The sequence below is a fragment of the Kribbella sp. VKM Ac-2571 genome, assembly GCF_004362255.1.
Taxonomy (GTDB): domain Bacteria; phylum Actinomycetota; class Actinomycetes; order Propionibacteriales; family Kribbellaceae; genus Kribbella; species Kribbella pratensis.
Map to the genome: position 1 here is coordinate 482,078 of NZ_SNWS01000002.1, position 21,081 is coordinate 503,158.

The following is a 21,081-nucleotide window of genomic DNA, read 5'->3' on the forward strand; positions in this document are numbered from 1 at the left end:
TCCGTATCTGCGGGTACGACAGTCATACGGGAACAGCGTCGCACCGGTTCATCCGGGCGGAAGAGGGGGACTCCTTTGGTGGACTACGAGCGGTCGTCGTGACAGAGGTACACGTCCTGGTCCCGGACGGCATCGACGACCCGTGCCGGCCGAGCGGTGGCAACGTCTACGACCGCCGGGTCTGCGACGGACTCGTGGCACTCGGCTGGTCGGTCCACGAGTACGCCGTGGCCGGCCAGTGGCCCCTGCCCGACGCGCAGGCCCGCTTGGCTGTGGGTGCGGCGCTGGCCCTGGTCCCGGACGATGAAGTGGTGCTGATCGACGGCCTGGTGGCGTCCGTGGTCCCTGAGGTGCTGAAGCCGGAGGCCGACCGCCTGCGGCTCGTCGTACTCCTGCACATGCCGCGGGACGAGGCTTGCGAGGTCGCAGCACTGTCGGCAGCATCCGCGATCGTTGCGACGAGCAACTGGACCCGGCGGTGGCTGCTCGACCACTACACGCTGCCCGAGGACCGTGTGTACGTCGTACAGCCGGGCGTCGACATGGCCGACCTGGCATCGGGTTCGCTGTCCGGCGGGCGGTTGCTTTGTGTCGGATCCATCACCCCGGCCAAGGGCCACGACCTCGTGCTCGAGGCGCTGGCCACAGTGGACGATCTGGCGTGGCGGTGTGTCTTCGCCGGCTCACTGAAGCTCGATGTGGAGTTCGTGGACGGACTGCGCCGGCAGGCCGAGGACTTGGGCCTGGCCGACCGGGTGTGCTTCACAGGCCCGCTCAGGGGCGCCGAACTCGAGCGCGCCTACGCAGAGGCGGACGCCTTGGTGCTGGCCTCCCGGGCCGAGACCTACGGCATGGTCGTCACCGAGGCGCTCGCCCGCGGGCTGCCGGTCGTGGCCACGAACGTCGGCGGCGTGCCCGAGGCTCTCGGCCACGCCGACGGAAGCCGGCCCGGCCTGCTGGTGGCGCCTGGCGACCCACAGGCTCTCGCGCAGGCGCTGCGTCGGTGGCTGGGTGACCCGCGAGAGCGCGCGCGGCTGCGCGTGGCGGCCAGGTCACGGCGCCTGGCGCTGTCCAACTGGGGACAGGCCTCGCGCGAGTTGGCCGCCGTACTGTCGGAAGTCGCCGGATGAACCAGCGGCAGGGGGCAGCCGTGTTACTGGCAAAGGGCCCCAACTACGAGATCGGAACCGCCATCAGCCGAAGCATCTGGACCTGGGCGCGAGTCGCGGGCGGCGCAGCGATCCTCGCAGTTCTGGTGTGGCGGGTGGGTACGGGCCCGTTGGTGGACGGGCTCCGACTGACGACCGGTTGGCCGCTCGCCGCCGCCCTTGCCATCACGTCGCTGACCACGTTGTGCTGTGCCTGGCGGTGGAGGCTCGTCGCCGGCGGGCTCGGCGTCGAGATGCCGCTGAGGACCGCGGTGGCTGCGTACTACCGGTCCCAGTTCCTCAACGCCACGCTGCCCGGCGGGGTGGTGGGCGACGTACACCGCGCCGTACGCCACGGGCGCGAGGTCGGCGACCTGGGGCGGAGCCTGCGGGCCGTGGCCTGGGAGCGGGCGTCGGGATTTGCGGTACAGATCGTGCTGACGCTGGGCGTGCTGTTCCTGCTGCCCTGGCCTGCTAGATGGCCTGGTCCCTCGATCGCCGTGACGGTCGTGGGCGTCGCCGGTGTGGCGCTGATCGCCGTACCACTCTGCCTGAACCGACGCCGCCTCTCCACGCGGATCGGACGCGCCTTCACCAGCGATCTCCGCAACGCCGTCCTCGCGCCGCGGGCCTGGCCTGGCATCCTGCTCGCCTCCACTGTCGCCGTACTCGGCCACGCCGCCGTCTTCCTGATCGCCGTGCGAGCGACCGGGGCGGACGTGTCCCCGGCTCGACTGTTGCCTCTGGCACTGGTCGTCCTGACAGCCTCGGCCGTGCCGACAAACATCGCAGGCTGGGGCCCACGCGAGGGCGCAGCCGCCTGGGCGTTCAGCGCGGTCGGCCTAGGCGCCACGCTAGGCCTCACCGTCGCAGTCGTGTACGGCGTACTAGCGCTCTTCGCAACCCTGCCCGGAGCCGTCGTCCTCGCGCTCACACACCACCGCACCCCGGCCGGGGGATACTCGCGACATGCGTAGGCATTTGACTCGGGAGAGGCGTTGGCGGCTGTTCGGCGTGGGGCCGGAGTTGGACAGTTCCTCGGCTTTGAGGACCGGCTCGGGCATCAGGACGGTCCGTGGAGCGAATGCGCTCGCATCCTCTGGTACGTGGAGGTCTACGGCGCACGACCGGTGAAGGTCTCCCTCTGCCACAAGTTCGACATCGGTGACGGCTCGTTCGCTGACCTCGGTGAGTTCCCCGACGTCGAAGAATGGGATCCGATCGACGACGATGGCAACTATCGAGGCGACGATCCTTCGGTCCGGAGCTTCGAGGAGCCCGAACAGGCACTGGCCTGGGTGGAGAACGTGCACGGCGCGAGTACGAGCCGGTGGGTGAACGAGAGCATGCTGGGGGACGAATATCTCGATGCACTGCGCCTTCTGGGCTGACCGCGATCCTGGAACTGCCCCGAATAGCAGCAGGCCGCCCGGTGATCGGGCGGCCTGGCTGAATCAGGCGTCAGCGGGGAACGGTACGCCGGTGTTGCTGTGGCAGCGGTAGCCGTTGGGGTTTTTGTGGAGGTACTGCTGGTGGTAGGTCTCGGCGTAGTAGAACGTGGTGGCAGGGGCTATTTCGGTGGTGATGTCGTCGTAGCCGAGGGGCTTGATGACGGGGGCGTAGAGGTCGCGGGTGCGTTCGGCCTCGGCGCGCTGGGCGTCGGTGGTGTAGTAGATCGCCGAGCGGTACTGCGAACCGAGGTCATTGCCCTGCCGCATGCCCTGCGTCGGGTCGTGGGTCTCCCAGAAGACCTTGAGCAGGTCGGTGAAGGTGGTCTTGGTCGGGTCGTACACGACCCGGACGGCCTCCGCGTGACCGGTGCGCCCGGTGCAGACCTCCTCGTACGTCGGGTTGGGGCTGTAACCGCCCGCGTACCCGACGGCCGTCGTGTACACGCCCGGCTGCTGCCAGAAGATCTCCTCGGTGCCCCAGAAGCATCCGGTGCCGAACCAGACCTCCTCGAAGCCCTCGGGCGCGGCACCGGTCTGCGGCGTGTGCAGGACGATGTTCTCGTCCGGTACGGCGAAGCCAGGAGTGGGCCGGCCGGGCAGGGCGGCCTCCGGCTCGACCATGGCGGTGTTGCGGCTGAAGAACGACATTCTCACGCCTCTCGCAGTGTGACTCTCATCGTCTCTCAACGCCCCTGACCAGGCGAACCTTCCCCTTACCCCTTACGGCGCGATGACGTGCGGACCGCCAGGCCATCACAATCGCGCGATCGGGGCGGCTCCCCGCGGGCGCGCGGCAAACTGGACCAATTGTGATGGCCTGGGCGTCCGCCTGCCTCGGAGTGGGGGCGTCCGGCCTACGCGATCATCACACCGGGGCGGCGGGTGGGGGCGGCGCCGGTGGTCAGGGAGGCGTAGGACGTGGCGAGGCGGGTGACGCCGTCGCGGAGGGATTCCTCGTCGAGGGTGAACGGGAGGCGGATGAAGGACTCGAGGCCGCCGTCGGGGGAGAAGCGTGACCCGGCGACCAGGAGTGCGCCGTTGCGCTGGGCGACACCGACCAGGCTGGAGCCGACCGGTTCGGGCAGCTCGCACCACAGGGACAACCCACCCGAAGGCAGCCGGAACCTCCACGACGGAAGCTCGGCAGACACCGCGGCGGCCAAAGCATCCCGCCGCTGCGCCAGCGACGCCCGGCGCTCCGGCAGCAAGGTCGAGCGCCGCCGCAGAAGGTCCGCGACCACCAACTGCTCCAGCACCGGCGCACCGAGATCCATCGACGCCCGCGCGTCCAGCACGCGCGCGACCAGCGCCTCCGGCACCCGCATCCACCCGATCCGCAACCCGCCCCAGAACGACTTGCTCACCGATCCGACCGTGATCACCCCGTCGGGGTCGTACGACGCGAACGGCGGCGGCATCTCCTGCCCGTCCAGCGACAGCTCGAACAGCGTCTCGTCCACGATCGCCGTCGTCCGCGACCGCGCGAACGCCCGCGCCAGCCGTTGCCGATCCGCCGCGGACATCAGGAAGCCGGTCGGATTCTGGAAGTCCACCACCATCCACGCCGCCCGCGGCGCCGTCTGCCGAATCGTTGCCTCCAGCAAGGGCAGGTCCCAGCCGCCGGGCGACATCGGTACGGCGACCACGCGGCAACCGCTGCGCCGGATCGCGTCCACCGAGTTCGGATGCGTCGGGCTCTCGGTGAGCACCCGGTCGCCGATCTGCGTGATCGCCCGCACCGCGATCGACGTCGCGGCGAGCGCCCCGGCGGTGACGATGATCTGATCGGGCGACGTCGGCAACCCGCGTTCGCAGTACGCCGCCGCGATCTCGGAACGCAGTACTGGCAGGCCCTGCGGGTGGTACCCGGGCGTGGCGAGGTGCATCGGCAGGTCGCCGGCCGCCGCTGCCACCGCCGTACTGATGCCCGGCACCGCAGCCGGCGCCGCGCAGGTGAAGTCGTACAGACCGTCGGTGTCGATTCCCGGCGCGTGGTGCCGCCCAAGCTCTGGCTCGACCTTCGACGGCAGTGCGGTGACGCTCCCGGAACCGCGCCGGCTCGTCAGGTAGCCACTGTCACGCAACGAGCGATACGCGGACGCCACCGTCGTACGGCTGACGCCCAGCGCCTCGGTCAGTTCGCGCTCGCTCGGCAGCCGCGACCCGGGCATGATCCGCCCGTCCGCGATCAGCAACCGGAGCCGCTCGGCCAGGACCCGGTACGCCGGACCGGTCCCGTCGGCCCACTCGCCGAGCAGGCCGCTTAACGTGCTGGCGGGAAGATAACGGCCTCGCATGCAGTCCACTATCGCGCAACTGGCTATCGAATGCCAGGCCACTTACGACGGACACTGGATCTCGTGACCGCCACCTCCGCTGCCCCGCCGCGTCAGCTCGCGCCCCTCAACCCGATCCAGCAGCTGAAGGCAGGCCATCTCCCGCGTCGCCTGGTGCAGCTGTACGTCGGCCTGACCCTGTACGGCGCCTCGATGGGCCTGATGATCCAGGGCAACCTCGGCCTCGACCCGTGGGACGTGTTCCACTCGGGCATCACCAGGCACCTCCCGCTCAGCTTCGGGACCGTGGTGATCGCGATGAGCTTCGTCGTACTGCTCGCCTGGATCCCGCTGCGCCAGTGGCCGGGCCTCGGCACGATCAGCAACGCGATCGTGATCGGCCTGGTCACTGATCTGACCCTGGCCACGGTCGACCGCCCGGACGCGCTCTGGCTGCGGATCGTGTTCATGCTGTCCGGTGTCGTCCTGAACGCGCTGGCCGGCGCCCTCTACATCGGCGCCCAGTTCGGCCCCGGTCCCCGTGACGGCCTGATGACCGGCCTGGTACGTCGTACCGGTTTGAGCGTCCGCCTCGTCCGGACGTCGCTCGAGCTGACCGTCCTCGCGACCGGCTTCCTGCTCGGCGGCTCGATCGGCGTCGGCACCGTCGTCTACGCCCTCTCGATCGGCCCACTCGTCCACGTCCTGCTACCGATCTTCACCGTCCGCCTCAAGCGTCAGTAGACGGGTCCCGGACCAAGTTGCGGTCCGGGACCCGTCATTCTCGCAGGACCCCTCAGCCTGCGGGTCTTGTCAGCCGACCGGCTCGAGTTCGCGCTCCTCGGGGGCGGCAGAGCTGACCTTCATCCGGCGCGGCCACCAGGCGCGGCGGCCGAGCAGGGCGATCACGCTCGGCACCAGGAAGCTCGACATCACGAACGCCGAGATCACGATGCCGGCCGCGACCGAGAACCCCATCTCGGTGAGCAGCGCCATACCGGCCAGCATCAGTGACGAGAACGTGCCGGCCAGAATCAGCCCGGCCGCCGCCACCGACGGGCCGCCGTGCTCGATCGCGCGGTCGGCCGCGGTCCGTGGATCCGTCCCGCGTTCGGCCTCCTCACGCAACCGGGCGATCATCAGGATGTTGTAGTCGGTGCCGATGGCAACGACGAACAGGTACAGCATGATCGGCAGCGAGAACGTCACGCCCGCATGGCCGGCGGCGCCCTGGAACACGAACACCGTCGCGCCGATCGAGCTGAAGAAGCTCAGCACCACCGCGAGCATCAGCACCAGTGGCGCGATCAGCGACCGCAGCAGCAGCGCGAGGATGACCGCGATCAGCCCGCCCGCGACCGGGAAGATCACCGAGAGATCCCGGCTGTTGGCGTCCCGGATGTCGGTGTAGCTGGCGGTCACCCCACCGAGCAGCGTGCTCGTCCCGGCCGGCGCCTCCGCGTGTGCCGCCTCCCGGAGCTTCCCGTCGACCAGATCCAGCGAGGCATTCGCGTACGGCGCATCCTTGAGTACGACGTTGAGCTGGGCAACGGTCTTGTCCTTGTTCAGCAACGCCAGGCTGCCGTCCGCGCCGGCCGGAAGCACTCCGCCGACGCCGTCGACCTTCGCCAGCTTCCCGGCGTACGTCGTGAGCTCGGCCGGATCCAGCGGCGTACCGTCGGCGCTCTTGACGTAGACCGTCGTCGGGTTCAGCGCGCCGGCCGGGAACCCTGCCTGCAGGTCCTTGATCGCGCGGGCCGACTCGGTGCCGTCCGGCAGTTGGCTGAACGCGTCGTAGTCGACCTTCATCCCGAGCGAGCCGAGCGCGAGCACGACCATCACGCCGCCGGAGATCGCCGCGACCAATGCCGGACGCCGCGCCGTGAACGTGCCGAACCGCTTGAACATCGCGCCCTTCGGCGTCTTCTGCCACGACTTCGACGGCCAGAACACCTTCGGGCCGAGCAGCGAGACGACCGCCGGGACCAGGGTGATCGCGGCGAACGCCATCACCGCGACCGCGATCGCGAGCCCCGGGCCGAGGCTCTTGAACCCGCCGAACACCGCGAGCAGCAGGGCGCTGAACGCGACGACGATCGCTCCCGCCGCCGACACGATCACCTCGGCGACCCGGGCGACCGCGTTCACCAGCGCTTCCTTCGGCGCCTCGCCGGCGCGTAGCCGCTCGCGGAACCGGAACAGCAGGAACAGGATGTAGTCGGTGCCGACGCCGTACAGCACGACGGTCAGGATCGTCTGCAGGTCCTGCGTGACCTGTAGATCGGTCGCCTTCGCGACCAGCGCGATCAGGCCGGGCGCGATCGCCGACACCAGACCGACCGTCAGGATCGGCAGGAACGCGGCGACCGGGCTGCGGTAGATCACCAGCAGCAGGCCGATGATCAGCACGACGGTCGCGATCCCGACCACGATGAAGGCGTTGTTGAACGCGTCCTGGTTGTCGAGCATCAACGCCGCGTCGCCGGTCACGCCGTACTCGAGATCGGCGCCGGTGAGCGTGGAGCCGGTCACGTCACGGATCTTCTGTACGGCGTCCAGCACGGCCTGCTCGTCCGGCGTGCCCTTGAGGCCGACGCTGATGATCTGGACCTGCTTGTTCGGCGAGACCGCCTGCGGGCCGGTGATCGCGGCGGTCACCCGGTCGATCTTCGCCGCGGTGATCTTGGCCGCCACCTCGGTGACCTTGGCCTGGTCGGGCGCGGTCAGTTCGCCGCCCGCATTGCGCTTCACGACGATGCTGGCGGTCGCGTCGTTGGTCTGCCCGAAGGCGTCGGCTGCCAGCTTCTGCGCCTGCACCGACTCGTACTTGTCAGGCAGCAGGGCCGCCTGATCCTTGGTGGTCACGTCGGCGAGCGTCGGCGCGAACGCGATCACGGCCACCGCCGCGACCACCCAGGCGGCGATCACCTTCCACGGGTTGTGGACGACGAAGCGTCCGAGTTTGGTGAACACCCGGGACCCCTCCATATGGGTTGTCTTTACCTGCCGGTCGGTAGGTAGCCTACCTGCCGCCCGGTAGGCTGGTGAAGATGAGAGGGTGGTGACGTGCAGCACGCGACGAGTTCCCGGGACACCAAGGCGGAGATCCATCGCGCCGCGGTCGAGCTGTTCTCGACCCAGGGATACGACAAGACCAGCCTGCGCGAGATCGCGGAGCAGGTCGGCATCACCAAGGCGTCGCTGTACTACCACTACTCGTCGAAGCAGCAGCTGCTACGCGCGATCGTCGGCACCTTCCTGGACGACATCTTCCAGGTGCTGCGGCTCCCGGAGACGCTGCCGTGGTCGCCGGAGACGGAGCGCGAGGTCCTCGGTGCGTACGTCGACGTGATGATCGCGCACCGGGCGACCGGGCCGACGCTTCTCCGCGACATCGCCGCCGTACTCGCGGCCTTCGGGGACGACCTCGACGAGCTGATCGCGCAGAGCCGTCGGTTCCAGTTGTGGTTGGCCGGCCCCGACCCGACGGCCGCCGACCGGCTGCGTGCCGCTGCCGCGGTCGAGGCGGTCGGGGCCGCGATGTCCACCGAGCTCGATCTCCAGGCCGGCGATGGGGAGATCCGCGCGGTGCTACTGGACGCTGCCACCGCGGTTCTTGCTCGCCGTGGGACTCCGGTGGGCGAGTGACCGGGTACAGGTTCACGGCGCCGCTGTGGATTTACCCGGGCGAAGGCAGCTGGTACTTCGTCACGGTGCCGGAGGATGTCAGCGACGAGATCACGGACCTGACCGAGGGGCGGCGGAGGGGCTTCGGATCGGTGCGGGTCTCGGTCACGGTCGGCGGCAGCACCTGGCAGACCTCCGTCTTCCCGACCAAGACCGGCACCTACATGCTCCCGGTCAAGAAAGCGATCCGGACTGCCGAGGACCTCCTCGAGGGCAGCCCCGTCGAGACGCAGCTGGAGCTCGTCGACTTCTAGCCCCGGTACGACGTACGCCGCCGCGGCGAGCGACGTCGTCAGGTACTACGTCAGCGACCGTCCTTGCCGTTCTTCGACGGGGTGTTCCGGCTCGACGTCTGGTTGCCGCGTTGCCGCCTGTTGGCATCGTCGCCACCGGCCTTGACGGCCCCGTTGGACTTGTCGGACGACACGCTGTTGAGCGGTGGGTGGCCGTCGAACGTCATTTTTCGCGCGAGCGCCGCGTCGGCTTCCGCCGACGTTTGCTGTCCTGACGCCGGTCCTTGCTGCCGCTGCGCGTTGGCGGCAGCCTGCCGGAGGTCGGCCCCAGACTGCTGCCCGTTGACACCAGACTGCTGCCCGTTGACACCAGGCTGCTGCCCGTTGACGTCAGGCTGCTGAGGGTTGGTGCCGGGGTGCTGAGGGTCGTTGCCTGCCTGCTGGGGGTCGACGGCTGGCGCTGGGGTGGCTGCGGGATCTTGCGTGTTGGCTGCGGGCGCTTCCCGTTCGCCGGTGGACTGCCGGCTCCCTTGTGCCTCGCCATCCCTGACGGACTGACCCTGGGTTTCGGACGAGCGGGTCCACCCCTCGCCGGCCTGCTGCGGCTCCGCGCCCTCGACCTCCGGGCCGGCCTGCGGTGCTCCGCCCTCACCGACCTGCGGCCCGTTGTCGTCCCCGACCTGCGCTTCGCCGGCCGGACGCTCACCAGTCTCGGCCTGCTCACCCACAGCCCGAGGCTCACCCTCACCAACCTCAGCCCCACCCGCGGCCCGCGGCTCGCCAACCTCGCCTTCACCCGCGGCGCGGGGCTCACCGACCTCGCCTTCACCCGCGGCGCGGGGCTCACCGACCTCGCCTTCACCCGCGGCGCGGGGCTCACCGACCTCGCCTTCACCCGCGGCGCGGGGTTCGCCGGGTTCGTCGCGCTCGGCTTCGCCTTCGGTGCGGCGTTCGGGCTGCTGGTCGCCTGCCGCCAGCTGGTTGGTGCCCTCACGTTGCTGACCGGGCTCCAAGGCCGGGTCCGCGCCGTTCTCCTGCTGGAGCTGCTGGACGCGCGCCTCGAGTAGTTGGCGCATCTGCGCCTGGAGGCGGTTGTTCTCCTCCATCAGCGCGAGGGCCTGCTGCTGGCTCTCCAGGATCGCCTGCTGCAGCGTCGCGATCCGCTGGTTCAACTGCTCGGACTGCTGCGGCGACGGCGGCTGCCGGACCGCGTCCCGGGACTGAATGCCCTGCCCCTGCCCCTGCCCCTGCCCCTGACCCTGCCCCTGACCCTGTCCCGGCCGCCCGGCCCCGGTCTGGTTCTGCTGCCCGGGCACGTTCTGGAACCGGCCTTCGGGCCGGAACACCTGATCCATCCGGCTCGACGCCAGCGCCGCGAGATCAGCCCGGTTGATCTGCGACCGGCCGATCGCCCACCGGACCTGGGGATCGGTGCGTTTCACGTCGCGCGCCGCCTGCGTGAACGCTGCCTTGAGCGCCTTCGTCCCCTGCCGCCTGTCCTGCCAGCGCGAGAACCTGTTGGCGACTCGCCGCAGCGGGTTCCGCGTCTGGCCGGGAGCGGGGTTGGTACGGGAGGCCGCTTCCGCACCGAGTCGCTGCGAGACATCGCCGTACCGGTCCGGGCGGAACTGGGCGTCGACGTGCAGACTCGCCAGTTGCTGCAGATCGGCGCGGGTCATGTTGGAGCGGCCGATCGCCTCGCGGACGGACGGATCCATCCGCTTCACGTCGCGGGCTGCCTGCGCGTACGCCGCCTTCAGCGTCTTCGTGCCGCGCCGAGTCGTGCTCCAGCGGGAGACACGCTGACGGATGCCGCGCGGGTTCTCCGGGTAGGACTGGCTCACGCCTGCACCTCGCTACGCTCGGCTCCGGCATGAGCGAGTTGATCGGCCACTCTCGTTGTTCGCTCGCTCACGGCGGGGTCTCCTAGTCGATGTACACGGCGTAGTTGACCCCGACAGACGTCGTCAGCGGGTCCTTGCTGGGCTTCGTGCTGTACAGGTGGATCTGGGCACCCGGACGCAGCCAGACGGCAAGATGCCGGCGGCCGGTCCCGGCGCCGGGCTCCCACTCGTCAGCGAACGTCGGACTGCTCTCGTCACCGACGTAGTCGGGCCGGCCCCAGTGCTTGGTGGCGAGCGCGAGGTGGTCGGGCCAGTGCTCGTCCAGCCCGGACTCGGCGGCGGCGATGTCGTCCGGACCGATCTCGTACGCCGACCAGCCGCTGTCCGGGCAGTCCGGGAACGCGAGGCCGTCGAACACGATCATCGTGGTGCCGCGGCGCGTGGTGAACCCCCACGAGACCATGTCGGAGCCGATCACCTCGCCGGCCTGCAGCGGCCACGGCTGCCAGGAGGTCTGGCCCATCACCCGGTGCACCAAGGCGCGCACCACCTCCGGCCCGGCCTCGTCGCCGTCCGGTCCCGCGATCACGGTCCAGTCCGGAATCTCGGCGAGATCCGCCATCGCCAGGTCGTCCTGGTCGAGCGGCCTGTCCTGCGTCTTCATCCGGCGCCGTCGTCCTTCCTTGCCCGGTTCCCTGACCGCAACCCTCTAGATGACCCTCTGTGCGCAACCGTAGGCGGCCTAACGGGTCATTCGCCAGCCAGTACGACGCCCCTGTGGACAACTCGGATCCGCCGGATCATCTCAGGAGCAGACGTCCTGCGGGACCCGAGCAGACCAGGCCGTACGCTGGTCCGGTGAACACGGAACACCACTACGGCTTCGAAACGCTCGCGATCCACGCCGGGAACGAGCCTGACCCGACGACCGGCTCGGTCGTGCCGCCGATCTACGCGACCAGCACCTACAAGCAGGACGGCGTCGGCGGACTGCGCAACGGGTACGAGTACTCCCGCTCGGCGAACCCGACCCGGACTGCGCTCGAGGAGTGTCTGGCCGCGATCGAGGCCGGCACCCGCGGCTTCGCCTTCGCCAGCGGTCTGGCCGCCGAGGACACCCTGATCCGCTCACTGTGCGTGCCGGGTGATCACGTGGTCTTCCCTGACGACGCGTACGGCGGCACGTTCCGCCTGTTCGCCCGCGTTCTCGGCACCTGGGGTGTGGAGATGACGCCGGCCGCGGTCACGCACCCGGACGCAATCCGGGCCGCGATCCAGCCAGGGAAGACGAAGGTCGTCTGGCTGGAGACTCCGACCAACCCGCTGCTGAACGTCGCGGACATCGCCATCGTCGCCCAGATCGCCCACGACGCCGGCGCCCTGCTGGTGGTCGACAACACGTTCGCCTCGCCGTACCTGCAGCAGCCGCTGGAGCTCGGCGCGGACGTGGTCGTGCACTCGACGACGAAGTACATGGGCGGGCACTCCGACGTGGTCGGCGGCGCGCTGATCGTGCGGGACGCCGAGCTGGCGGAGAAGATCGCCTTCCACCAGAACGCGATCGGCGCCGTCGCCGGGCCGTTCGACTCGTGGCTGGTGCTGCGTGGCATCAAGACGCTCGGCGTCCGGATGGACCGGCACAGCGACAACGCCGAGAAGGTCGTCGAGTTCCTGCAGCGGCACAAGTCCGTCAGCCAGGTGCTGTACCCGGGCGTCGACGGGCACCCGGGTCACGAGACCGCCGCCAAGCAGATGAAGCGGTTCGGCGGGATCGTCAGCTTCCGCGTCACCGGCGGCGAGGCGCAGGCACTGGACATCTGCAACAAGGCCGAGGTCTTCACGCTCGGTGAGTCCCTCGGCGGCGTCGAGTCCCTGATCGAGCACCCCGGCAAGATGACCCACGCCTCGGTCGCCGGCACCCCACTCGAGGTCCCGGCGGACCTGATCCGCCTCAGCGTCGGCATCGAGACCGTCGACGACCTCCTCCTCGACCTCGATCGCGCCCTCGCCTGACCCACCCACCACCCCAGCGCATGTGCCTGGCCGGCCAGGCAATTTGCTGGGTCGGCCAGCGAACTTGGGGGTTTGTGACCCACAACCAGGGTGACGACCCCCAACTTGCTGGGTTGACCCACCAAATGCGCACCGACGCGTGGGCGGGAACGGCTCAGCGTGGGCGGGAACGGCGCGCTCGGGACGGGCGGGGGATCGGGAGGGGCGGGGGAGATGGCGGTGGACGATGGGGCGAGTGGGGTGAGTGTTGGTGAGCCTGGTGGTTGCGGTTGACTTCGGGTCGACTTTCACGAAGGCGGTTGCGGTGGATTCCGGTTCGGGCGAGCTCGTGGCCCGGGCCGAGCACCGTACGACGATCGACACCGACGTCATGGACGGGTGGCAGGCCTGTCGCGTCGTACTCGAAGCGGCCGACCGGGGGGTGCGGAACGCGGAGGTGCTGGCCTGTTCGAGTGCGGGCGGCGGCCTGCGGATCGGTGTCGTGGGCAACGAAGAACTCGTGACCGCGGAGGCGGGGAAGCGGGTCGCGTTGTCGAGCGGCGGGCGCGTCGTGGCGGTCGTCAGCGGTGGCCTGAACGCGACCAGCCAGAAGGAGCTGCGCAAGGATCGCCCGGACGTCGTGCTGCTGCTCGGCGGTACCGACGGCGGGAACTCCGCCGTACTGCTCAAGGCCGCCGGGACGCTGGCGAAGTACAAGTGGCGGAAACCGGTCGTTGTCGCAGGCAACGTCGATGCGCGGGCGGAAATCACGGAAACACTGACCGCGGCGGATGTACCGCACGTGCTGGCGGAAAACGTCGTACCGGAGATCGGCGTGTTCGCGCCGGACAGTGCCCGGGCCGCGATCCGCGAGATGTTCCTGGAGCACGTGATCGGCGGGAAGAACCTGTCACGGGACCCGTCCTTCGCGCGGATGGTCCGCGCCGCGACGCCGGACGTCGTACTGCGCGGTGTCGAGGTACTCGCCGCGCTGCACGGTGACGTGGCGGTCGTGGACATCGGCGGTGCCACCACCGACGTGCACTCGGTGATCGAGCTCGACCCCGAGGACGCGAACCTCGGCCGCGAAGTGGTCGCCCCGCATCCCGTGACCCGGACCGTCGAAGGCGATCTCGGGATGCGGTGGAGCGCCGTACCTGTTGTTGCGGCCGGCGCCGAGGCGGGGCTGATCGCGGACGCCGACGAGGTGCGTGCGGCGGCGGAACGCCGGCGAGCGGACCCGTCGTACCTTCCGGACAGCGGACGTGAGGCGTCGTACGACGAGACGTTGGCGAGCGTTGCCGCGACGGTCGCGCTGCGGCGGCATGCGGGGCGGCAGCGGATCGTGTTCGGGCCTGGCGGGCGAGTGATCGAGCGCTCCGGAAAGGATCTGCGCGAGGTCGATCTGCTGGTCGGGTCCGGGGGAGTGCTGCGGCACAGCCCGCCGGAGGTCGCGGCGCGGATCCTCGGTTCGATCGGGACCAACGCGCAGGAGGAGGGCTGGCTGGTCCCGCAGCGCGCTGAGGTGTGCGTCGACGCGGACTACGTGCTCGCCGCGGTCGGCCTGCTCGCCGACGACGCCCCGAAGGCTGCCGAAGGCCTGGCCGCCCATATTCATGGAACGGGCCGCACCGGGCACTAGTCTCATCAGCACATCAGCTTGCGGAGGTGGGATGAGCGATTCGGGGCGGGACCGGACCGGACAGCACGACGAGCAGAGCCCGGTTGCGGACAACGAGGTGCTGGAATCGTCCAGCGCGTCGGCAGCCGAGGCTGCGGTCGAACCCGCGGTCGAGGTGCCGGGGGCAGGCCGCGGGCCGAGGAAGGTGGACCACGGCGTGACGCCGGCGATGGAGATCGCCAGTGCGTGGGCCTGGCGGTTCCTGGTGATCGTCGCGGCCATCGCCGTGATCGGCTACGGGATGCGGTACCTGTCCGAGATCGTCGTACCGATCACCGTCGGCGTACTCCTCACCGCCCTCCTGATCCCCGTCACCACCGGCCTGCAGAAGCTCCGGCTGCCGCGTGGTCCGGCGGCCGGCATCACCGTGCTCGCGACGCTCGTGGTGATCGCGGGTCTGCTGACACTGGTCGGGACACAGATCGCCGGGCAGTTCGAGGACTTGTCCAACCAGGTCGGCGAAGGTGTGCAGAAACTGCGCGACATGGCCCGGATCAATTTCGGCCTCACCGACGCGGACATCACCAGCCTCTTCAAGCAGCTGCAGAAGCAGCTCACGTCCGGCGGCGCGCTCGGTCAGCAGGCGGCAGCGGTCGGTACGACGGCGACGCACGTGGTGGCGGGATTGTTCATCTCGCTGTTCTGCCTGTTCTTCTTCCTGTACCAGGGCGAGCAGATCTGGTCGTGGCTGGTCCGGCTGTTCCCGCGCCGGGCCCGCGACAAGGCCGACTCGTCGGGCCGGAAGGCGTGGGTCTCGCTGACGGCGTTCGTCCGCGCCACGGTGATCGTCGCCGCGGTCGACGCGATCGGGATCTCCCTCGGCGCCGCGATCCTCGGCCTGCCGCTGGTAAGTGCGATCGGGATCCTGGTGTTCGTCGGCTCGTTCATCCCGGTCGTCGGCGCCCTGATCAGCGGCACCGTCGCGGTCCTCGTCGCACTGGTTGCCAAGGGCCCCATCATCGCGATCGTGATGCTCGCGGTCGTGATCGGCGTACAGCAGCTGGAGGCGCACGTCCTGCAGCCGTTCCTGCTCGGCCGCGCGGTCAGCGTCCACCCGCTGGCGATCATCCTCTCGATCGCCACCGGCGTGGTGATCGCCGGCATCGTCGGCGCCCTGGTCGCGGTCCCCACCGCCGCCGTCCTGAACGCCATCGTCAACCACCTGGCCGGCCACGACGTAGACCCCGAACCGCCAAGACCCCTGCCCAGACGCCGCCCCCAACAGGCAACGCCGAACCGGGACGCCGCCGCACCGGCAACAACCACCGACTAGCCCACTCAAGGGTTTCGGCACATCAGGCCAGAAAGCCTCCACCCAACGCGGAAGACGCCGCCGAGCCAGGCTCGGCGGCGTCCTCAGGTGATCGGGGTCAGCGCTTGAGGCCGCCCTTGTCGTTGTTCTTGGTGAGTGCCGGCTTCTCCTGGGCACCCTGGCCACCGGCCTGCTGGCCGGTCGCACCCTGAGACTGGACGGGCTGGCCCATCGGCGCGACGCCGGTCAGGCCGGCCCGCATCGCGGTCTGCGTTTCCAGCCTGGTCTGGGACTCCTTGGCGAGGTTCTGGATGGCCTCGTTCTCGGCTGCCGTGACCGGGCCGTTGACAGTGTTCAGGTTCTCGCTCACCTGCTGGATCATCTCCAGCCGGCTCTTGTCGGGCATGATCTGCTTCATGTCCGCCTGCAAGGACGGGTTGTTCCGGCCGGCGTTGTAGTTGGCGAGCGCGCTCTCGGCCTTGAGCATCGTCCCGTTGAACTTGCCCTCGAACCATCGGCCGGCTCGGTTCATCGCGTCCCGTCCGGCCGCGGCGGCGTTCCTCACACCGCCGACGACCGCGTCACGCGCGTCACGCCCACCCTGCACCACGGTGTCCCGCGCGTCTCGGGCACCCTGGACAACCGAGTCGCGCATCTCGCCGACGCGGTCGGCGCCGCTCTGCCAGGCCTGGTCGAGCCGGACCTGCCCGCGCTGGGCGGCGTCCACAACCCGGTCCCGGCCGGTCTCGTAGGCACCGACGGCCTGCTGGCCGAGCTCGGTCGCCCGGTCGCCGACGTTGCGTGCGCCCTGCACCACCGCGTCGCGGGTGTCCCGGGCGCCCTGTACGACGGTGTCACGCGCGTCGCGTGCACCCTGTACGACGGTGTCCCGCGCATCCCGCGCACCCTGCACCACCGTGTCCCGGGCGTCGCGCGCACCCTGAACTGCGACGTCGCGATAGTCCCGCGCCTGTGAGGCCAGCGAGGTGGCCATCTCGCTGATCCGGCCGCGCGTGTTGTCGTAGGCCAGGTGCACTCGGGCGACCGCGCCCCGGATCGCGTTGTTCACACGGTCCCGCATTGGGTCGGTGTTCGCCGCCCGCATCAGGTTCGTCTGCTGGCGGTCGTCGAGGTTCACGAAGGCCATTGCGGTCTCGCGCTGCTGCGGCGTCATCCCGACGAATGCCTGGAGGTTCTGCTGCTGTTCCGGCGACAAGTTGCTCAGCCAGTCCATGGACTCGCCCCAGCTGCCCTGCTCCCAACCGGGGCGGCCTTCTGATGGTGTCGTCATCGTGTCTCCTAGTCGATGTAGACCGCGTAGTTGACACCGACCGCTGCGGTCAGTGGGTCCCGGCTCGGCTTGGTGGTGAACAGCCGCAGATGTGCGCCGTTGAGCATCCAGGTGGCCAGATGGCGCTTGTCCGCGCCCGCTCCCGGCCCCCATTCGTCGAGGAAGTTCGGGTTGCTGTCGTCACTGACGTAGACCGGCTCACCGAAGTACTTGCGGGCCAGTGCCACATGGCCCGGCCAGTGGGCGTCGAGCCCGGCCGCGGCCTCCGCCACGTCGTTCGGCCCGAGGTCGTACGCGCACCATCCGCTGTTCGGGGCATCGGCGAACGCCATGCCGGGGAACACGATGATCGTGCTGTTGCGCTTGGTCGTGAAGCCCCACGATGCGACCGCCCGGTCGATCTGCTCGCCGGGCGCGAGCGGCCAGGGCTTCCAGTCGGTGGCGGCAGTGACGCGCTGCACGATCGCCCGGACGACGTCCGGCCCGCTGGCGTCGTTGTTGGGGCCGGCGATGGCATGCCAGTCGGTGATCTCGGCGAAGTCGGCGAATGCCGCCTCGTCCTCGTCGAGTGGCCTGTCCATGGTTTTCATTCCGGGCTTGTTCCTTCCGTCCGTGCTCAAGACGTCGTCGGCCAACCGTATGGCGCGACGAGGTCAGTCTGCTGACCTGCTGATTCGGGTGTTCTGGTCTAGCGTTCGGGGGTGTTCTTGCCGGTGCCGGTGCCGCGCTCGAACCGGCTGGACTCGTTCCGTACGCCGGAGGTCTCGCCGGAGCGTGCCTGACCCGGGGCGACCGGAGGCAGCGTTGCCGCCTGGACGTTCCTCGTCAGGTCTGCGGGCAGGCCTGCCCGCCCGCTCGCGGCTGCGAGGCGTTCGTGTCTGAGACTGGTGAGCGTCGCCTCCGAGACGCTGCCGGTGGGGGCGGGCTCCGACGCGTTCGTGAACATGGCGTCCCGTTGGCTTTCCCGGGCCCGGTGCTGTGCTGTCGTCATGTCCCCTCCTCGTTGAGGTAGACGGTGTAGTTGATTCCGACCGACACCGACAGCGGGTTCGCCGTTGGCTTGTTGCTGTACAGGTGGATCTCGGCGCCCGGAGGCGTCCAGACCGCCAGGTGACGGCGGTCGGTGCCGGCACCGGGGGCCCAGTCGTCCTCGAAACCGGTCTTGCTCTCGATTCCGACGTACGATGGCTGTCCCCAGTGCCGGCAGGCGAGGTCGAATTTGGCGGGCCAGTGCTCGTCGAGCCCGGCGGCCGCGGCGGCCACGTCGTCCGGCTCGATCGCGAACGCGACCCAGCCGCTGAACGGGCTGTGCGGCAGCACCTGGTCGTCGTACACCGCGAGCTCGGTGTTGCGGCGGGTCAGGAAGCCCCAGCCGTCGAGCTGGTCGTCGATCACCGTACGGCGGTTGATCGGCCACGGCTTCCAGTTCGTCCCCGACTTCACGCGACGGATCAGGCGGCGGACCGGGAGCGGCCCGGTCTCGCCCGCCTGCGGGCCGGCAAGGCGCCGCCAGTCGCGGACCTCGGCGATGTCGGCCATCGCGCGGTCGTCGTCGTCCAGCGGCCGGTCAAGTGTCTTCATCCGTGCGGCAGTCCCTGTCGTTGCGGTACGTGTCGAAACTAAGTCCCCGGTGGGGTCAGGCGGACGTCCTACTCGTGGACCGCACAAAGAACAGCCGCCCTGGGAAGCTTCCCAGGGCGGCTGTCGGGTAGGTCAACCGTCGTTCGGTCTCAGTTCGGTGACGCGACTCGGTGCAGGGCCTTGGCGCAGGGCCTTAGTGCATCGCTGCGGCGGCGGAGGACTCCACCGAGGCCTCGCCCTCGGCCTTCGGGCCGTCGTTGCGGCCGGCCAGCCGCTGCTCCGGCGTGATGACCGCGAGGATCAGCGCGATCGCCAGGAACGGCAGGGACACCAGGAACACGTCGCCCATCGCGTCGACCAGACCGTGCAGCGCCCAGCCCTTCATCGGCTCCTTCAGCCCGTGCAGGGCCTGGACGGAGTTGGCAGCCTTCGCCAGTCCGTCGACCATGCCCTGCGTGGCGTTCGGGACGATGTCGGTCAGGTGGTCCTTCAGCCGGGTGGTCAGTACGGCGCCGTAGACCGCCGTACCGATCGCGCCGCCCATGGAGCGGAAGAAGGTCATCGACGAGGTCGCGGTGCCCATGTGCTGCCGGGGCACGCTGTTCTGCGCCGCGGTGACGGTGATCTGCATCGACAGGCCCAGCCCGGCGCCCATCACGAACATGTAGATCGCCAGCTGCCAGTACGGCGTGTTCATGCTCAGCGTGGACAGCAGCACCATCGCGGCGCCGACCATGACCGCGGAGATGATCGGGTAGATCTTGTACCGGCCGGTCTTGCTCATCAGCTGACCGCTCGGGATGGACGCGGAGAAGATACCGACGATCATCGGCAGCAACGCCAGGCCGGAGCGGGTCGGGGACATGTCCTTGACCGCCTGCAGGTACAGCGGCAGGAAGATCAGCGCACCGAACATCGCGAAGCCGAGCAGGAACGCGAACCCGGCGTACCCGGAGAAGATCCGGCCCTTGAACAGGTCCATCGGGATGATCGGCTCGGACACCCGCAGCTCGATCAGCACGAACGCGACGGCCAGTACGACGGCCGCGACCAGGAGACCGATCGTGGTGGCGGTGCCCCAGCCGTTGGTCGGGCCGCTCCAGGAGACGGCCAGCAGCAGCGAGGTGACGGCGGCGGCGACCGTGGAGGCGCCGAGGTAGTCGATCTTGTGCGAGCGCTTCACGTGCGGCAGCTTCAGGACCGCGCCGACGATGCCCAGGGCAACCAGGCCGATCGGCAGGTTGATCCAGAAGATCCAGCGCCAGCCGGGACCGTCGGTGAGCAGACCGCCGAGCAGCGGGCCGGCCACCGAGGACAGGCCGAAGACGGCACCGAAGTACCCCATGTACTTACCGCGCTCGCGCGGCGGGATCACGTCGCCGATGGTGGCGAACGCGAGCGACATCAGGCCGCCGGCGCCCAGACCCTGGACGGCCCGGAAGCCGATCAGCATCTCGATGTTCTGCGACAGCGCGGCCAGCACCGAGCCGGCCAGGAAGGTGACGATCGCCGCGATGAACAGCGGCCGCCGGCCGTACAGGTCGGAGACCTTGCCCCACAGCGGCGTGGAGGCGGTCGACGTCAGCAGGTACGCCGTGACCACCCAGGACAGCTTGTCCAGGCTGTTGAAGTCACTGACGATCCGCGGCAGCGCCGTACCCACGATGCTCTGGTCCAGGGCGGCGAGGAACATCCCGGCCATCAGTCCACCGAGGACGACCAGGATCTGCTTGTGGGACAGGTAGTTGGGACCACCGTCGGTCGGTGCAGCCCCGCCGGCGGTGGCGGGTTCTGTGGTGCTCATCTGGTGCTCTCCAGGTTGTCGTCGTTGTTCTCGCGGGCGGCAGGGTCGCTGCCGGTCGCGGAGTCTGGTTCGGTACGGCGCTGTGCCGCGGCGGACTGCAGTCGCGGGGCGACCTCGGCCCAGCCCTTGTCGGCCCAGGCGGCGCTGCTGGGGGCCTCGGTGTGGGCGGCGACGCCGTCCGCGAAGCGGGTCATCAGCCGCTCGAAGGTCTGCACGTCCTCCTCGGACCAGCCCTCCATGGCCGCGCTGAGCAGCTCCATCCGGTGCCGGGCACTGGCCTCCCACTGCTCGATGCCCTGCTCGGTGAGCTCGACGCGGAAGGCGCGTCCGTCGTCCGGGTCGGGGGAGCGGCGGATCAGTCCGAGCTGCTCCAGGGACCGCACGTGGCGGCTGGCGGTGGAGGCGTCGAGCTCCAGCTTGCCGGCCAGGTCGGACAGCCGCAGGGCGCCGTTGCACCGCAGTGCGAAGAGCACGACGTGCGCGCTGTGGTCGAGTTGGTCGCCGGGCTGCTTGGCCTTCAGGCGGCGCCCGATCCGGGTGAACGCGTGCATGACGCCCTCGATGGGGGTCTGTGGGGTGTACGCGTCGTTTACTTGCATGCTGCAAGCATATACATGCTTGCGTGATACACGCAAATGAGTTTCCAAGATCCTCAAGTGAGCCGCCACTTATTTGCTCTCAGTCGCCGGATGGTCACTGTCCGCAGCGATCTGCAGTCGCGGACAGTCATTCGACGTCGGACGGTGGCGTTTTGTGACGCGGATCGGTCGAGGTGGTGCTGGCCCCCCGGCGAAAGGTCGGTCCAGCACCCTCGCCGGTCCGCTGGTCCGGCCAGGAGGCT

20 protein-coding genes are annotated in these 21,081 nt (G+C 69.5%); 9 read left to right on the forward strand and 11 right to left on the reverse strand.

Annotated elements, in window-relative coordinates; all coding sequences use genetic code 11:
• Positions 1–98 precede the first annotated feature (98 nt).
• From EV651_RS06420 to EV651_RS06430, 3 genes are read left to right on the forward strand one after another with little or no spacing between them, the layout of a single operon-like run.
• A complete protein-coding gene (locus EV651_RS06420; protein WP_133782977.1) occupies positions 99–1,130 on the forward strand; it encodes a glycosyltransferase family 4 protein in 1,032 nt (343 codons plus the stop codon).
• On the forward strand, positions 1,127–2,125 hold the full coding sequence (locus EV651_RS06425) for a lysylphosphatidylglycerol synthase transmembrane domain-containing protein (RefSeq protein ID WP_133782979.1): 999 nt from the start codon (positions 1,127–1,129) through the stop codon (positions 2,123–2,125). The genes EV651_RS06420 and EV651_RS06425 overlap by 4 nt, the downstream gene beginning before the upstream one ends.
• 21 nt (positions 2,126–2,146) lie before the next feature.
• Positions 2,147–2,539: a hypothetical protein gene (locus tag EV651_RS06430; RefSeq protein WP_133782981.1), complete on the forward strand. Its 393-nt coding sequence runs from the start codon at positions 2,147–2,149 to the stop codon at positions 2,537–2,539.
• Between the two features lie 63 nt (positions 2,540–2,602).
• On the opposite strand, the gene msrA is transcribed toward EV651_RS06430, so the two are convergent.
• Entirely contained in the window at positions 2,603–3,247 is a 645-nt protein-coding gene (gene msrA / locus EV651_RS06435; protein ID WP_133782983.1) for a peptide-methionine (S)-S-oxide reductase MsrA, read from the reverse strand.
• 206 nt (positions 3,248–3,453) lie between these two features.
• A complete protein-coding gene (locus EV651_RS06440; RefSeq protein ID WP_133782984.1) occupies positions 3,454–4,896 on the reverse strand; it encodes a PLP-dependent aminotransferase family protein in 1,443 nt (480 codons plus the stop codon).
• A gap of 63 nt (positions 4,897–4,959) precedes the next feature.
• On the opposite strand from EV651_RS06440, the gene EV651_RS06445 reads away from it, so the two are divergent.
• On the forward strand, positions 4,960–5,619 hold the full coding sequence (locus tag EV651_RS06445; RefSeq protein WP_133782986.1) for a YitT family protein: 660 nt from the start codon (positions 4,960–4,962) through the stop codon (positions 5,617–5,619).
• 69 nt (positions 5,620–5,688) lie between these two features.
• Here the strand turns inward: EV651_RS06445 and EV651_RS06450 are convergent, their stop codons facing one another.
• Positions 5,689–7,863, reverse strand: a complete 2,175-nt coding sequence (locus EV651_RS06450) for an MMPL family transporter (protein ID WP_238156696.1) — start codon at positions 7,861–7,863, stop codon at positions 5,689–5,691.
• 78 nt (positions 7,864–7,941) lie between these two features.
• On the opposite strand from EV651_RS06450, the gene EV651_RS06455 reads away from it, so the two are divergent.
• Together EV651_RS06455 and EV651_RS06460 are read left to right on the forward strand one after the other, a co-directional pair.
• The gene (locus EV651_RS06455; protein WP_133782988.1) at positions 7,942–8,523 is read left to right on the forward strand and encodes a TetR/AcrR family transcriptional regulator; all 582 of its coding nucleotides are present in this window, start codon (positions 7,942–7,944) and stop codon (positions 8,521–8,523) included.
• On the forward strand, positions 8,520–8,816 hold the full coding sequence (locus EV651_RS06460; protein WP_133782990.1) for a DUF1905 domain-containing protein: 297 nt from the start codon (positions 8,520–8,522) through the stop codon (positions 8,814–8,816). The genes EV651_RS06455 and EV651_RS06460 overlap by 4 nt, the downstream gene beginning before the upstream one ends.
• Before the next feature lie 50 nt (positions 8,817–8,866).
• Here the strand turns inward: EV651_RS06460 and EV651_RS41220 are convergent, their stop codons facing one another.
• Positions 8,867–10,639 carry a hypothetical protein gene (locus tag EV651_RS41220; RefSeq protein ID WP_166658515.1) on the reverse strand — a complete coding sequence of 591 codons (1,773 nt, stop codon included), beginning with the start codon at positions 10,637–10,639 and terminating at the stop codon, positions 8,867–8,869.
• Between the two features lie 82 nt (positions 10,640–10,721).
• Entirely contained in the window at positions 10,722–11,303 is a 582-nt protein-coding gene (locus EV651_RS06470; RefSeq protein ID WP_133782992.1) for a hypothetical protein, read from the reverse strand.
• 194 nt (positions 11,304–11,497) lie between these two features.
• Between EV651_RS06470 and EV651_RS06475 the strand changes: the two genes are divergently transcribed.
• The 3 genes from EV651_RS06475 (at position 11,498) to EV651_RS06485 (ending at position 15,585) form a co-directional block, all read left to right on the forward strand.
• A complete protein-coding gene (locus tag EV651_RS06475; RefSeq protein WP_133782994.1) occupies positions 11,498–12,652 on the forward strand; it encodes a cystathionine gamma-synthase in 1,155 nt (384 codons plus the stop codon).
• A 250-nt stretch (positions 12,653–12,902) separates the two neighbouring features.
• Positions 12,903–14,273 (forward strand): glutamate mutase L, encoded by a 1,371-nt coding sequence (locus EV651_RS06480; protein WP_133782996.1) that lies wholly within the window; start codon positions 12,903–12,905, stop codon positions 14,271–14,273.
• Between the two features lie 31 nt (positions 14,274–14,304).
• The gene (locus tag EV651_RS06485) at positions 14,305–15,585 is read left to right on the forward strand and encodes an AI-2E family transporter (RefSeq protein ID WP_133782998.1); all 1,281 of its coding nucleotides are present in this window, start codon (positions 14,305–14,307) and stop codon (positions 15,583–15,585) included.
• 97 nt (positions 15,586–15,682) lie between these two features.
• Here the strand turns inward: EV651_RS06485 and EV651_RS06490 are convergent, their stop codons facing one another.
• From EV651_RS06490 to EV651_RS06515, 6 genes are all read right to left on the reverse strand, one after another.
• On the reverse strand, positions 15,683–16,855 hold the full coding sequence (locus EV651_RS06490) for a hypothetical protein (RefSeq protein ID WP_133783000.1): 1,173 nt from the start codon (positions 16,853–16,855) through the stop codon (positions 15,683–15,685).
• A gap of 8 nt (positions 16,856–16,863) precedes the next feature.
• Positions 16,864–17,436 (reverse strand): hypothetical protein, encoded by a 573-nt coding sequence (locus EV651_RS41225; protein WP_238156697.1) that lies wholly within the window; start codon positions 17,434–17,436, stop codon positions 16,864–16,866.
• A 107-nt stretch (positions 17,437–17,543) separates the two neighbouring features.
• Positions 17,544–17,846 (reverse strand): hypothetical protein, encoded by a 303-nt coding sequence (locus tag EV651_RS06500; RefSeq protein WP_133783002.1) that lies wholly within the window; start codon positions 17,844–17,846, stop codon positions 17,544–17,546.
• Positions 17,843–18,436, reverse strand: a complete 594-nt coding sequence (locus EV651_RS06505) for a hypothetical protein (RefSeq protein WP_133783004.1) — start codon at positions 18,434–18,436, stop codon at positions 17,843–17,845. The genes EV651_RS06500 and EV651_RS06505 overlap by 4 nt, the downstream gene beginning before the upstream one ends.
• Before the next feature lie 193 nt (positions 18,437–18,629).
• A complete protein-coding gene (locus tag EV651_RS06510) occupies positions 18,630–20,240 on the reverse strand; it encodes an MDR family MFS transporter (RefSeq protein WP_133783006.1) in 1,611 nt (536 codons plus the stop codon).
• On the reverse strand, positions 20,237–20,839 hold the full coding sequence (locus EV651_RS06515) for a MarR family winged helix-turn-helix transcriptional regulator (protein ID WP_133783008.1): 603 nt from the start codon (positions 20,837–20,839) through the stop codon (positions 20,237–20,239). The genes EV651_RS06510 and EV651_RS06515 overlap by 4 nt, the downstream gene beginning before the upstream one ends.
• Positions 20,840–21,081: the final 242 nt, after the last annotated feature.